The sequence below is a fragment of the Streptomyces jeddahensis genome (genome assembly GCF_001642995.1).
Classification (GTDB): domain Bacteria; phylum Actinomycetota; class Actinomycetes; order Streptomycetales; family Streptomycetaceae; genus Streptomyces; species Streptomyces jeddahensis.
Genome location: NZ_LOHS01000156.1, coordinates 1 through 13,794, shown reverse-complemented (window position 1 = coordinate 13,794; position 13,794 = coordinate 1). Strand labels below are relative to the sequence as shown.

Sequence of the window (13,794 nt, the reverse complement as noted above, 5' to 3'; positions counted from 1 at the left end):
AAGCAGGCCTCCTAGACCGATGAAGCTGAGGGAGCAGGGGAATCGGAATCCGTGTCCGTGGCCGGGGGGACGACGGGCGTGTACACCGCGTTCTTCGCCGCGCTCTCCTCCACCGCCGCCAGTACACGCTGCACCTGAAGGCCGTCCGCGAAGGAGGGTTCCGGCGCGACGCCCGTGGCGATGGCGGTCACCAGGTCGCGGGCCTGGTGCACAAAGGAGTGCTCGTAGCCGAGACCGTGGCCCGGCGGCCACCAGGCCTCCAGATACGGATGGTCGGGCTCGGTGACGAGGATGCGGCGGAAGCCCGCTGTCACACCGGGCTCGGTGTGGTCGTGGAATGACAGTTCGTTGAGCCGTTCCAGGTCGAAGGCGAGTGAGCCGCGTTCGCCGTTGAGCTCCAGACGCAGGGCGTTCTTGCGGCCGGTGGCGAACCGGGTGGCCTCGAAGGAGGCGAGCGCCCCCGAGGCGAACCGGCCCGTGAACAGCGCCGCGTCGTCGACCGTCACGGCGCCGAGTCCGCCACCGCTGCCGCCCGCCGCGCTGAGCCCCGACGATGCCCCGGCGGGCAGCGGCCGCTCCCGTACGAAGGTCTCGGTGAGCGCCGAGACGCCGACGAGGGGTTCACCCGCCAGATGCTGTGCGAGATCGACGATGTGCGCACCCAGATCGCCGAGCGCCCCCGATCCCGCGACCTCCCGCTGCAGCCGCCAGGTGAGCGGGAAACCGGGGTCGACCAGCCAGTCCTGCAGATACGTGACGCGCACGTGCCGCAGGGCGCCCAGCCGGCCCTCGGCGACCATCTGCCGGGCCAGCGCGGTGGCTGGCAGGCGCCGGTAGTTGAAGCCGACCATGGCGACCTGGCCGCGGGCCCGTGCCTGCTCGGCGGCCGCGGCCATCGCCTCGGCCTCCTCGACCGTGTTGGCCAGCGGCTTCTCGCACAGCACGTGCTTGCCCGCCGCGAGCGCTGCCACGGCGATCTCCGCATGGCTGTCGCCAGGGGTGCAGATGTCGACGAGGTCGACGTCGTCGCGGGCGATCAGGTCCCGCCAGTCGGTCTCCGCGGCCGCCCAGCCGAGCCGGTCGGCCGCCGCCCGTACGGCGTCCCCGTCCCGCCCGCAGACGGCCGCCATCTCAGGCCGGCACGGCAGGTCGAAGACGCGCCCCACGGTGCGCCACCCCTGGGAGTGGGCGGCACCCATGAACGCGTATCCGACCATGCCCACGCCGATTCGGCGCTTCCTGGAGCCGGCACCGGCTCCCGTGCCGGGCCCGCTCTCGGGCTCCTCCGGCTGTCCCATACGGATTTCCTCCTTGTGGTCGACGCTCTGTGGGGGCGGGCGTACGCATCACTTGAAGCCGGTGGACATGTACTGGTCGACGTTGTCCTTGTCGACGACGGCCGAGTAGAGAGTGAGAGAGGCCGGGATCTCGAACTCCGCCAGGCCGGACACGCCCTTGGACTGCCCGAGCGCACGCGCCAGATCGATCGCCGAAGCGGCCATGGTCGGCGGATACAGCACGGTGGCCTTGAGCACGCTGTTGTCGGCCTCGATCGCCTGGAAGGCCGAGAGCGCGCCCGCACCACCGACCATCAGGAAGTCGTCGCGGCCCGCCTGCTCGATGGCGCGCAGTGCCCCGACGCCCTGGTCGTCGTCGTGGTTCCACAGGGCGTCGAACTTCGACTGGGCCTGCAGCAGCTGGGCCATCTTGGACTGGCCCGACTCGACGGTGAACTCGGCGGCCTGGCGCGCCACCTTCCTGATGTTCGGGTAGTTCTTCAGCGCGTCGTCGAAGCCCTGGGTGCGCTGCTTCGTCAGCTCCAGGTTGTCGAGCCCGGCGAGCTCCACGACGCGGGCGTTCTTCTTGTCCTTGAGCTTCTCGCCGATGTAGTGACCTGCGCTCAGGCCCATGCCGTAGTTGTCGCCGCCGATCCAGCAGCGGTACGCCTGCGGGGTGTTGAAGATCCGGTCGAGGTTGACGACGGGGATGCCCGCGCGCATGGCCTTCAGACCGACCTGCGTGAGCGCCTTGCCGTCGGCCGGGAGGACCACCAGGACGTCGACCTTCTTGTTGATCAGCGTCTCGATCTGGCCGATCTGGGCCGCGGTGTCGTTGGAGCCCTCGGTGATCTCCAGCGTCACGTCCTCGTACTTCTCGGCCCGCTTCTTGGCGTTGTCGTTGATCGCGTTCAGCCAGCCGTGGTCGGCCTGCGGGCCCGCGAAGCCGATGGTGACCTCCTTGCCGGGCTTGTCGTCCGCGACCGGCTGGTCGTTCGCGGCGGACTCTCCTTCTTTGGAGCTGGGTTCATTGCTGGTGCAGGCGGTGAGGAGGGCACCGGCCGACACGGCGGCGGTGCCGAACAGCAGTCCTCTGCGACTGGTGAGCTCTGGCATGGCGGTCATCCCTTTCCTCAGGTCGTGCTTGCGGTACGGCGCTGGACCAGCACGGCGGCGACGATGATCGCGCCCTTGGCGATCTGCTGGACGTCGGTCTGCAGGTTGTTGAGGGCGAAGATGTTGGTGATCGTGGTGAAGATCAGCACGCCCAGGACGGAGCCGGTGATGGTGCCCCGGCCGCCGCTGAGCAGGGTCCCGCCGATGATCGCTGCGGCGATGGCGTCGAGTTCGTAGAGATTGCCGTTGGTGTTCTGGCCCGAGCCGGACAGGATGATCAGCAGGAACGCGGCGATGCCGCAGCACAGCCCGGACAGCAGATAGAGATAGAGGCGCTGACGGCGTACGTCGATGCCGGCCAGCCGCGCCGCCTCCGCGTTGCCGCCGACGGCGACGGTGCGCCGGCCGAAGGTGGTGCGGTTGAGCACCAGCCATCCGATGACCGTGACGGCGGCGAACACGAGGACCAGCGGCGGAACGCCGAGGATGTACGAGTCGCGCTCCCCGAGACCGAGGATCCCGTCGACGGTGACGACCTGCGTCCTGCCCTCGGTGATCTGCAGGGCCAGGCCACGGGCGGAGGCGAGCATGGCGAGCGTCGCGATGAACGGCACCATGCCGCCGTACGCGATGAGCAGCCCGTTCACCAGTCCGCAGCCGACACCGACGAGCACCGAGGTGAAGAGGATGCCCCCGAAGCCGTACTCCTGCGTGGCGACGGTCGTGGCCCACACCGAGGCGAGCGCGACGATCGCCCCCACGGACAGGTCGATGCCCCCGGATGTGATGACGAACGTCATGCCGACCGTGACGACACCGATGACGGACGACTGGGTGAGGACGAGCTGGAGGTTCCTGGTGTCCAGGAACTCGTCGGGCTTGGTGATGCCGCCGACGACGATCAGCGCGGCGAGCACGCCGAGCAGTGACAAGGTGCGGATGTCGGCGCGCGCCCACAGGGTGCGGAGCGGGCTCCCGCCGTCCGTCTGGCCGGACTTGCGGGTGCCGGGACTGGAATCGGGCCGGGGCCGTGCGTCCTGCTGACCCTGCTGCGCCGGAGAGGCGGGCTGCGTCATGACGTCGGACTCCCTTCCGCGGTCACGGGGTGTGCGGCGGTCACCGGGCTCACGGAGCTTCCTTCCATCACGAGGTCGAGTACGCGGTGTTCGTCGAGCTCCCGGGCGGGCGCCGTGTGCACGACGTGGCCCTCGCGGAGCACCAGCACACGGTCGGCGAGCCCGAGGACCTCGGGTACTTCGCTGGACACGAGGAGGACGGCGAGGCCGTCGTCGGCAAGCCGCCGAATGACGGCGTACAACTCGGCGCGGGCGCCCACGTCGACACCCCGGGTGGGCTCGTCGAGCAGCAGGACGCGGCAGCCGCGCAGCAGCCAGCGGGCGAGTACGGCCTTCTGCTGGTTGCCGCCGGAGAGGGTCCGCACCGGGACCGACGGGTTGTCGGGGCGCAGCGACAGCTCCCGCGTGGCCTTCCGCGCCGCGGCGAATTCGCCGGCCCGGTCCAGCCAACCTCCGTGCGAGAAGCGGGACATGGAGGAGACCGACACATTGCGGGTGACGGACTCGAGCATCAGCAGGGCCTGCGCCTTGCGCTCCTCCGGTGCGAGCCCGAGCCCGGCGCGGACGGCGGCCCGTACGCTCCCGGGCTTCAGCGGTTTCCCATCGACCAGCACCCGGCCCGCACTCGGCTTGCGCGCCCCGTAGACGGTCTCCAGGATCTCCGAGCGCCCGGAGCCGACAAGCCCGGCGAGCCCGACGATCTCGCCGGGGTACAGCTCGAGGTCGAGGGGCGCGAACTCGCCGTCGCGGGCGAGGCCTTGGACGGTCAGTACGGGGTCGGGACGCGCCGCCCCGGCGGAGGTAGGCGGCCGGTCGGGGAACACGTACTCGACGTTGCGGCCGGTCATCAGGGCGACGACATCCCTGGTCGGGGTGGATTTTGCAGGCAGTCCGACCGCGACGGCCCGGCCGTCCTTGAGTACGGTGACGCGGTCGCCGATCGTGCGGATCTCCTCGAGGCGGTGGGAGATGTAGACGACGGCGACACCGTCGGCCGTCAGATCGCGGACGATACGGAAGAGGTTGTCGACCTCGTCGGGATCGAGGGCGGCGGACGGCTCGTCCATGACGATGAGGCGTACGTCGTGGGAGAGCGCCCGCGCCATCGAGACGATCTGCTGCTGGGCGGCGGAGAGGTCGCCGACGAGCCGGGCCGGGTCGACCTCCGGATGCCCGAGCCGCTTGAGAAGGGCCGCTGCCCGGGCGCGGGCCTCCCGTCCTCGTACGACGAATCCCGCCGCGGTCGGCTCGTGGCCGAGGAAGACGTTCTCGGCCACCGACAGGCCCTCCACCAGGTCGAGTTCCTGGTAGATGGTGGCGATGCCGAGACGCATGGCGGCGATAGGCGAGCGGAGGACGACGCGCTCGGAGCGCCAGGTGATCTCGCCGTCGTCGGGCTGGTGGGCGCCGGCGAGCACCTTGATGAGTGTGGACTTCCCGGCGCCGTTCTGGCCGAGCAGGCAGTGGACCTCGCCGGCCTGGACCTCGAGGTCGACGCCGTCGAGGGCGCGGACGCCCGGGAACGACTTGGTGATGCCGGACATGGTGAGCAGGGGTGGTTCTGGTGCCATGACGGGTCCCCTCGGCGGGTGCGGCCGGTGAGCGGGTGCGGTTCAGGGCGAGTACTGATATGTCGGGCGGGGCGGGATCAGGGCTCTGTACTGGTGTGCCGTGCTGCCGAAGCTTTCGGCAGTGCTAAGGGTGCTGCTGGTGGTGCGGCTCTAGCAGGTGGGGCGTGTGCGTACCGGCCGCGGCCGGTACGGCTACCGGTCAGGCCGGTGAGAACAAGTGGTCGCTGATGAGCCGGGCCGCGCCGGTCACTCCGGCCGCCGGTCCCAACTCACCCAGGACGATGGGCAGGTTGCCGGTCGCGAGGGGCAGCGACTGGCGGTAGACCTGGGTGCGGATAGCGGCGAGCAGCGTGTGGCCGAGGCCGGTCACCCCGCCGCCGATCACCACCAGGCCGGGGTTGAAGAAGCTGACGAGTCCGGCGATGACCTGGCCGGTGCGGTTGCCGCCTTCGCGGATGAGGCCGAGCGCGGTGGCGTCGCCGGCGGCGGCCGCGGCGGCCACGTCCGCGGCGGTGAGCCGCCCGGCCGCCTCGAAGCGGGTCGCGAGCTCGGGCGAGCGTCCCTGCTGGGCGGCCTCCTCGGCGTCACGGGCGAGGGCGGCGCCACTGAAGTGGGCCTCCAGGCAGCCCCGGTTGCCGCAGGCGCAGGCCCGCCCGTCCGGTTCGACCTGGATGTGGCCGATGTCGCCGGCGCTGCCTGTCGTACCGCGGTAGACCTGGCCTCCGACGACGATGCCGCAGCCGATGCCCGTACCGATCTTGATGCAGAGGAAGTCGCCCACCGAGCGTGCCACTCCCGCGTGCTGCTCTCCCATCGCCATGAGGTTCACGTCGTTGTCGACCAGGACGGGGCAGCCGAGTTCCTGGCTGAGGGCTTCGCGTACGGGAAAGCCGTCCCAGCCCGGCATGATCGGCGGCGCGACCGGCACGCCCTCGGGGAAGCGGACCGGTCCGGGCACGCCGATGCCCGCTCCGTCGAACTCTTCGGCAAGCCCGGAGGCCTTCAACTTCGCTGCCATGGCGAGCACTTGCTCGAAGACCGCGACCGGGCCCTCGCGTACGTCCATGGGCTGGTTGATGTGCCCGAGCACCTCCAGCTCCGCGTTGGTCACGGCGACGTCGATCGACGTGGCGCCGATGTCGACGCCGAGGAAGCGCAGGGCGGGTGCGAGGCGGATGTTGTGGGAGCGGCGGCCGCCGCGCGAGGCGGCCAGCCCGTCGGCGACGACGAGCCCGGTCTCGAGGAGCCGGTCCACCTCGACCGCGAGCTTGGAGCGGGACAGATCGATCTGATCGCCCAGCTGCGCCCGCGAGTTGGGGCCGCCGTCACGCAACAGCCGCAGCAGTCGCGCCTGATGTGCGTTCGCGGGCCGAGCCGTCATACGTCTCACGTGCCCCTCCCCGCCTCATCGGCCTGTCTCTGTCGGGCTTTCGAGGGGAACGTAGCAGCGCCCGCCGAGAGTGGGAAGAAGTTGAGCAGCAATGGCCCACCACTTTTTCCAGTTACAGGACAAAGCCCTGGCTGACCCAGCGGCCCGCCCACTGGCCGCTTCTCGGTGCCGCCCCACCGCCATGCGGTCGGCGGCCCCGGCGTCCCGGCCGTTCCGCGCTCAGGACTTCTCGCGCGCGTGATACGTCTTGCGCGTGTGCTCCGTATGGGCGCGCATGATCTCCGTGGCGCGTTGTTCGTCGCGGGCCGAGATCGCCGCGATCAGATTGCGGTGCTCGATCCAGGACTGCTTGCCGCGCTGCCGGGCGACCGGCGTGTAGTACCAGCGGACGCGCCGGTCGACCTGACCTGCCAGCTCGGCCAGGACGATGTTGCCCGCCAGCTCCATGACCTTGGCGTGGAACGCGGCGTTGGTCGCCACCACCAGGTCCACGTCGCCGTCCTCGACGGCCTGCTCGCCCGTCGCGCAGAGCTCTTCCAGTGCGCTGATCCCCGCGGTGCCGGCGTTGGCGGCGGCCAGCCGCGCGGCCTCGGCCTCCAGCAGCGTACGCACGGTGAGGAGCTGGTCCGCCTCGTCCTCCGTCGGCTCGTGCACGAACGCGCCCTGCGCGGGCCGCAGATCGACCCAGCCCTCGGTGTTGAGCCGCTGCAGGGCCTCGCGCACCGGCTGCCGCGAGACACCGAGATGCCCGGCCAGTTCGCTCTCGACAAGGTGCTGGCCGGGCTGCAGGGCGCGCGTCGTGATCAGTTCGAGCAGCGCCTCGTAGACCCGGTCGCGGAGGGGTCCTGGCCGCTCGAGCCTGGGCACCGCTCCCTGCGGCAGTCCTGTGGACAACATCGCGGTCCCCCTCCTGGGCGGCGGACAAGCCAGCGTGACGTCAATTGGCTTTCGTCTACAGTCTACTGAGCACAATGGCCAGTACCAGAGCAGGTTGGGCACATCACACCCCGCTCTGGCTGCCCCCACCGGCCGACCTCTCACCGCCTCGCGGCAGGAAACTCAGAGGCGGCGGACTCACGAGCAGGAGACTCAGAGGCAGCGGACTCACGGGCAGCGGACCACCTGCCCGGCGTACGACAGATTCCCGCCGAAGCCGAAGAGCAGCACCGGATCCCCGGTCCCGATCTCGCCGCGCTCCACCAGCTTGGACAGGGCGAGCGGAATGCTCGCTGCCGACGTGTTGCCGGAGTCGACGACGTCGCGGGCGACGACGGCGTTCACGGCACCGATCTTCTCGGCGAGCGGCTCGATGATCCTGAGGTTCGCCTGGTGCAGCACGACCCCGGCCAGGTCCTCGGGCGCGATCCCCGCACGTTCGCACGCCTGGCGGGCGATGGGCGGGAGCTGGGTGGTGGCCCACCGGTAGACGCTCTGCCCCTCCTGCGCGAAGCGCGGCGGGGTGCCCTCGATCCGTACGGCGTGGCCCATGCCGGGCACGGAGCCCCACAGCACCGGCCCGATGCCGGGCTCGGCGCCCGGGGCGCTCGCCTCGACGACGGCGGCCCCCGCGCCGTCACCGACGAGGACGCAGGTGGTGCGGTCACTCCAGTCGGTCACGGCGGACATCTTGTCCGCGCCGATGACAAGTGCGCGCTCGGACGCCCCGGCCCGTACGGCGTGGTCGGCCGTGGCGAGCGCATGCGTGAAGCCCGCGCAGACGACGTTGACGTCCATGGCGGCCGGGGACGGGATGCCGAGGCGGGCAGCGACCCGCGCGGCCATGTTCGGAGAGCGGTCCTCGGCCGTGGAGGTGGCGACCAGCACCAGGTCGATGTCGCCCGGAGCCAGGCCCGCGCCCGCGAGTGCCTTGGCGCCGGCGTGCGCGGCCAGTTCGTCGACGGGCTCGTCGGGGCCGGCTACATGGCGGGTGCGGATGCCCACCCGGGACCTGATCCACTCGTCGCTCGTGTCGACCATGCCCGCCAGGTCCTCGTTGGTGAGCACCTGGGCGGGCTGGTAATGGCCGACCGCGGCGATGCGTGAGCCGTTCATGGGCGAGCCCCCTCGTGGCGGAGATACGGGACTCACCAGTCTGGTAAGCGACTCACGGGTACGAGGTGACGTAAAGCGACAGGATTGGGGCGTCCCACTTGTCGGTTTCCCTCATGCCGTACAGCCGCATGCCGCACAGCCGCATACCGTACGGCGCGGGGCGCCCCTCCTCGGATCGCCGGAGGCCGGGGCCTCAGCCGGTGAACAGCTGCGTCGCCTTCCGCACCAGCTCGTAGATCCCGTAGGCGAGCGGCAGGCCCACCCACAGCCAGGCGAAGACGATCAGCCCGCGGCGGCTCGGACCAGGCCGACCAGGCGGACTAGGCGGACTGCTGGTCCCGGACGGTGTCGTCATCGGCTGCCTCCCTCGGGGCGGGGATGTGGTGACGGGGGTGGACGGGGCGTACGAGCTCGTTGGCGACGAAGCCGACGACGAGCAGGCCGATCATGATGGTGAGCGACAGGCCGTAGAGGCCTGCGCCGTGCTTTCCCGCCTCTTCCTGGCTGTCGGCGACCCAGTTGACGATGAGCGGGCCGAGGACGCCGGCGGTGGACCAGGCGGTGAGCAGCCGGCCGTGGATGGCACCCACCTGATAGGTGCCGAAGAGGTCCTTCAGATAGGCGGGGATCGTGGCGAATCCGCCGCCGTAGAAGGAGAGGATGACCAGCGCGCAGATGATGAACAGGGGCTTGGACGAGTCACCGAACTGCGTGATCAGCAGGTACATCACGGCACCTACGCCCAGGTACAGCCGGTAGATGTTCTTGCGGCCGATGAGGTCCGAGGTCGAGGACCAGCCGATGCGCCCGGCCATGTTGGCCGCCGACAGCAGCGCCACGAATCCGGCCGCCGCGGAGACTGACACCGGTGTGTCCGTGTCCGCGAAGAAGTCGGTGATCATGGGCGCGGCCTTCTCCAGGATGCCGATGCCCGCGGTCACGTTCATGCACAGCACGACCCACAGACACCAGAACTGCGGGGTGCGTACGGCATTGCGCGCCGAGACCTGGACGCCCTCGATCGGGGACGGTCCCGAAGGGGTGGGCCGCGAGTCGGGACGCGGCACGCGTACGAGCAGCACGCCCAGGGACATGAAGACGGCATACGTCAGGCCGTGCACGAGGAAGGCGAGCGCGATGCCGGAAGGGTCCGCGCCGAAGGACTCGAGCATCTGTGCCGACCAGGGCGAGGCGATGAGGGCGCCGCCGCCGAAGCCCATGATGGCGATGCCGGTGGCCATGCCGGGCCTGTCCGGGAACCACTTGATCAGCGTCGAGACGGGCGAGATGTAGCCGATGCCGAGGCCGATGCCGCCGACGAAGCCGTACCCGAGCACGATCAGCCAGTACTGCTCGGTGGCGGCGCCGAGCGCGGAGAGCAGGAAGCCGGAGGAGAAGCAGCACAGCGCGACCGTCATCGCCCAGCGCGGCCCGTTGCGCTCCACGAGCGTGCCGCCGAACGCGGCGGACAGGCCCAGCATGACGATGCCGAGCTGGAAGGGCAGGGCGCTCTGGGTGCCGCTGAGGCCGAGCGCGGACTCCAGCGGGGGTTTGAAGACGCTCCAGGCGTAGGCCTGGCCGATGGAGAGGTGAACCGACAGGGCGGCGGGCGGAACGAGCCAGCGGCTCCAGCCGGTTGGGGCGAGGGGTGGACTCATGATCCCGAACGATAGGAAGGCGTACAGGACTTGGGAAGGTGTTCGGGGACACGAACCCGTCGACGGTATGCAATGCCTTGCCCAAGAGCCGTCGCAGCTGCTGCGCGAACCCTTGCTGCCCCAACTCCCATACTGTAGACAATATTCCGTCGACAGAGTTCGGCAGTTCCTCGGTACCCTCGACCGAACGGAGCTCCCCAAGTGAAAGTCGCAGTTCTCGGCGCCGGTGCGATCGGCGCCTACGTCGGGGCCGCGCTGCACCGCGCAGGCGCCGACGTGCATCTCGTCGCCCGTGGACCGCATCTCGCGGCCATGAGGCAGCACGGAGTGCAGGTCCTCAGCCCGCGCGGCGATTTCACCGCGCGCGCCCATGCCACGGACGACCCGGCCGAGATCGGCCCGGTCGACTTCGTCTTCCTGGGGCTCAAGGCCAACTCGTACGCGGCGTGCGGGCCGCTGATCGAGCCGCTGCTGCACCAGGACACGGCCGTCATAGCCGCCCAGAACGGCATCCCCTGGTGGTACTTCCACCGGCACGGCGGCCCCTACGACGGTCAGCGCATCGAGAGTGTGGACCCCGACGGCGCGGTCAGTGCGGTGCTCGCGCCTGAACGGGCCATCGGCTGCGTCGTGTACGCGGCGACCGAACTCGAAGGCCCCGGCGTCGTACGCCACTTGGAGGGCACCCGCTTCTCCATCGGCGAACCGGACCGCTCGGTGTCCGAGCGCTGCCTGGCCTTCAGTGAGGCAATGCAGGCCGGCGGCCTCAAGTGTCCCGTCGAGCCGGACCTGCGGGGCGACATCTGGGTCAAGCTGCTCGGCAACATCTCCTTCAACCCGATCAGCGCGCTCGCCCGCGCCACCATGCGCCAGATGTGCCTGCACGGCGGCACCCGCCGGGTCATCGAGATCATGATGGCCGAGACTCTCGCGGTCGCCGAGGCGCTGGGCTGCAAGCCGGGCGTCTCCATCGAGCGGCGCCTCGCGGGCGCGGAGCGCGTCGGCGACCACCGCACCTCCACTCTCCAGGACCTGGAGCGCGGCAAACCGCTCGAACTCGACGTGCTGCTCGCGGCCGTCGTGGAACTGGCGGAGATCACCGATGTGCCGGTGCCGACGCTCCGTACCGTCCACGCCATCTCGGACCTGCTGGCCGACCGCATGAGGAGCGCGGCATGAGCACCAGGGCGACCAAGAGGGGCCGCGGAGCCCCCAAGACGTACACCCGGCTGACCCATCCCCTCGTCCGGGACTCCCGCGACGAGCCGTTCCGCCGCGCCACCTGGGACGAGGCGCTGACCCGGGCCGCCGACGGACTGCGGGCCGCGCGAGGCGCGTTCGGGATGTTCTCGTGCGCCCGGGCCACCAACGAGATGAACTATGTCGCGCAGAAGTTCACGCGCGTCGTGATGGGCACGAACAACGTCGACTCCTGCAACCGCACCTGCCACGCCCCGAGCGTCGCCGGCCTCTCGGCCGCGTTCGGCTCGGGCGGTGGCACGTCGTCGTACGAGGAGATCGAGCACACCGATCTCATCGTGATGTGGGGCTCCAACGCCCGCTTCGCACACCCGATCTTCTTCCAGCACGTGCTGAAGGGCATCCGGAACGGCGCCCGGATGTACGCGGTCGACCCGCGGCGTACGAGCACCGCCGAGTGGGCGGAGAGCTGGCTAGGGCTGAACGTCGGCACGGACATCCCGATGGCGCACGCGATCGGGAGGGAGATCATCCACGCGGGCCTCGCGAACCACGCGTTCATCGAGCGCGCGACGACGGGTTTTGAGGAGTACGCACAGCTGGTCGAGCCGTGGACGCTGTCACTCGCCGAGAAGGTGACGGGTGTTCCGGCGGCGGCGATACGGGAGCTGGCGCACGCGTACGCCCGTGCCGAGCGGGCCCAGCTGTGCTGGACGCTGGGCATCACGGAGCACCACAACGGCACGGACAACGTGCGGGCGTTGATCAACCTGTCGCTGCTGACCGGGCACGTCGGCCGGTACGGCTCGGGCCTGCAGCCCCTGCGCGGGCAGAACAACGTGCAGGGCGGCGGCGACATGGGCGCGATCCCCAACCGCCTGCCCGGCTTCCAGGACATCCTCGACCCGGACGTCCGGCTGAAGTTCGAGTCGGCGTGGGACACCGTGATCCAGCCGCACTACGGGCTGAACCTGACGGAGATGTTCGAATCCATGGAGGAGGGCTCGCTCAGGGCCGTCTACTGCATCGGTGAGAACCCGGCGCAGTCGGAGGCGGACAGCGAGCAGGCGATCCGGCGGCTGAGGGCGCTGGACTTCCTGGTGGTGCAGGACATCTTCCTGACGAAGACGGCGGAGTTGGCGGATGTGGTCCTCCCGGCCACGGCGGGCTGGGCCGAGACGGACGGCACGACGACGAACAGCGAGCGGCGCGTTCAGCGCGTACGGAAGGCGGTCGACCCACCGGGCGAGGCCCGCGGGGACATCGACATCATCTGCGACCTGGCGGCGCGTCTGGGCCACGACTGGAAGTACGCGGACGCGGAGTCGGTCTGGAACGAGCTGCGGTCGGTGTCCCCTGACCACTACGGCATGACGTACGAGCGGCTGGAGGAGCACCAGGGTATCCAGTGGCCGTGCCGCGACACGGAGAGGCTTGAACCGACGTATCTGCACGGCCGGTTGTGGGACCCGGATCCGGCACGGCGCGGACGGCTCGCGCCCTTCGGGCTTGTCCAGCACGATCCGCCGGTGGACCTCACCGACGAGGAGTTCCCCATCCGCCTGACGACCGGGCGGCGCCTCGACTCGTACAACACCGGCGTGCAGAGCGGCGGTTTCGCCTCTCCGCTGCGGCGCGGCGAGTACGTGGAGCTGTGCCCGGAGGACGCGGAGCGGTACGGGGTCGTGGTGGGCGAGGAGGTCCGGGTGTCCTCGCGGCGGGGGTCGGTCGTGGCGCCCGTGTGGGTCGACCCGGGTCTGCGTCCCGGACTCGCCTTCATGACCATGCACTTTCCCGACGAGGTGGACACCAACCAGCTGACGATCGAGGCCAACTGCCCGATCGCGGGGACGGCGGAGTTCAAGGCGTCGGCGATCCGTATCGAGAAGCTCCCCGTCGCGACCATCGTGAGGTGACGCAAGTGGACCTGCACTTCGGCGACAGCAAACCGACGGACGACGAACGGGCGGCGGTGGACGCACTGTTGGGCCCGCCGGAGTCCTCCTGGGAGGGCGCGGACGACCGCTCCGACGCCGACCTGAGGTGGGCGCGCGGGGGCCGCGAGGCACGGGAGCGGCGCGATCTGCTGTTGCCGGGGCTGCACGCGGTCAACGACCGCGTGGGGTGGATCAGCGAGGGCGCCCTCGACTACCTGTGCCGGCGGCTTACGGTGCCGCCGGCGGAGGCGTACGGGGTCGCCACGTTCTACTCGATGTTCTCGGTGCAGCCGCGGGCGGCGACTGTCCTGCACGTGTGTACGGACATCGCGTGCGCGGCCGCCGGGGCGGCGGAGGTGTGCGCCGGGGTGGAGGCGCGGCTGGGGCCGGGGAGCGGGGTCTCGGTTGAGCGGAGCCCTTGCCTGGGGTTGTGTGAGCGGGCGCCTGCGGCGTTGGTGGTGCGGGCGGGGGCGCCTGCGGCGGGGGGCTTCTCCCCTAACCCGCCCCTTCCCGAAAC

At 70.4% G+C, this 13,794-nt stretch carries 12 protein-coding genes; 3 read left to right on the top strand and 9 right to left on the bottom strand.

Translation table 11 applies throughout. The annotated features are described in order from the left end of the window. Positions 1-11: 11 nt before the first annotated feature. From STSP_RS31325 to STSP_RS31290, 9 genes are all read right to left on the bottom strand, one after another. Positions 12-1,298, bottom strand: coding sequence for a Gfo/Idh/MocA family protein (locus tag STSP_RS31325; protein WP_067284391.1), 1,287 nt, complete (start codon positions 1,296-1,298; stop codon positions 12-14). A gap of 48 nt (positions 1,299-1,346) precedes the next feature. Beyond that, positions 1,347-2,393, bottom strand: coding sequence for a substrate-binding domain-containing protein (locus STSP_RS31320; RefSeq protein ID WP_067284517.1), 1,047 nt, complete (start codon positions 2,391-2,393; stop codon positions 1,347-1,349). 17 nt (positions 2,394-2,410) lie between these two features. After that, positions 2,411-3,469 (bottom strand): ABC transporter permease, encoded by a 1,059-nt coding sequence (locus STSP_RS31315; RefSeq protein WP_067284390.1) that lies wholly within the window; start codon positions 3,467-3,469, stop codon positions 2,411-2,413. Continuing rightward, a complete protein-coding gene (locus STSP_RS31310) occupies positions 3,466-5,040 on the bottom strand; it encodes a sugar ABC transporter ATP-binding protein (protein ID WP_067284389.1) in 1,575 nt (524 codons plus the stop codon). Before STSP_RS31310 ends, STSP_RS31315 begins: the two co-directional genes overlap by 4 nt. Before the next feature lie 199 nt (positions 5,041-5,239). Then, a complete protein-coding gene (locus tag STSP_RS31305; RefSeq protein ID WP_067284388.1) occupies positions 5,240-6,421 on the bottom strand; it encodes an ROK family transcriptional regulator in 1,182 nt (393 codons plus the stop codon). 228 nt (positions 6,422-6,649) lie between these two features. After that, positions 6,650-7,327 carry a GntR family transcriptional regulator gene (locus STSP_RS31300; protein ID WP_067284387.1) on the bottom strand — a complete coding sequence of 226 codons (678 nt, stop codon included), beginning with the start codon at positions 7,325-7,327 and terminating at the stop codon, positions 6,650-6,652. Between the two features lie 207 nt (positions 7,328-7,534). Continuing rightward, positions 7,535-8,482 (bottom strand): beta-ketoacyl-ACP synthase III, encoded by a 948-nt coding sequence (locus STSP_RS31295; protein ID WP_067284386.1) that lies wholly within the window; start codon positions 8,480-8,482, stop codon positions 7,535-7,537. A gap of 193 nt (positions 8,483-8,675) precedes the next feature. Then, positions 8,676-8,837 carry an MFS transporter small subunit gene (locus tag STSP_RS39805; RefSeq protein ID WP_198547469.1) on the bottom strand — a complete coding sequence of 54 codons (162 nt, stop codon included), beginning with the start codon at positions 8,835-8,837 and terminating at the stop codon, positions 8,676-8,678. Continuing rightward, on the bottom strand, positions 8,803-10,140 hold the full coding sequence (locus STSP_RS31290) for an OFA family MFS transporter (RefSeq protein WP_067284385.1): 1,338 nt from the start codon (positions 10,138-10,140) through the stop codon (positions 8,803-8,805). The genes STSP_RS39805 and STSP_RS31290 overlap by 35 nt, the downstream gene beginning before the upstream one ends. A 201-nt stretch (positions 10,141-10,341) precedes the next feature. Here STSP_RS31290 and STSP_RS31285 point away from each other — a divergent pair, with 201 nt between their 5' ends. The 3 genes from STSP_RS31285 to STSP_RS31275 form a co-directional block, all read left to right on the top strand. After that, a complete protein-coding gene (locus tag STSP_RS31285; RefSeq protein ID WP_067284384.1) occupies positions 10,342-11,319 on the top strand; it encodes a 2-dehydropantoate 2-reductase in 978 nt (325 codons plus the stop codon). Continuing rightward, positions 11,316-13,256, top strand: coding sequence for a molybdopterin oxidoreductase family protein (locus STSP_RS31280; protein ID WP_067284383.1), 1,941 nt, complete (start codon positions 11,316-11,318; stop codon positions 13,254-13,256). Before STSP_RS31285 ends, STSP_RS31280 begins: the two co-directional genes overlap by 4 nt. A gap of 5 nt (positions 13,257-13,261) precedes the next feature. Next, positions 13,262-13,794: NADH-quinone oxidoreductase subunit NuoE family protein (locus STSP_RS31275; protein WP_198547471.1), on the top strand; the 533-nt coding region annotated here is incomplete at its 3' end.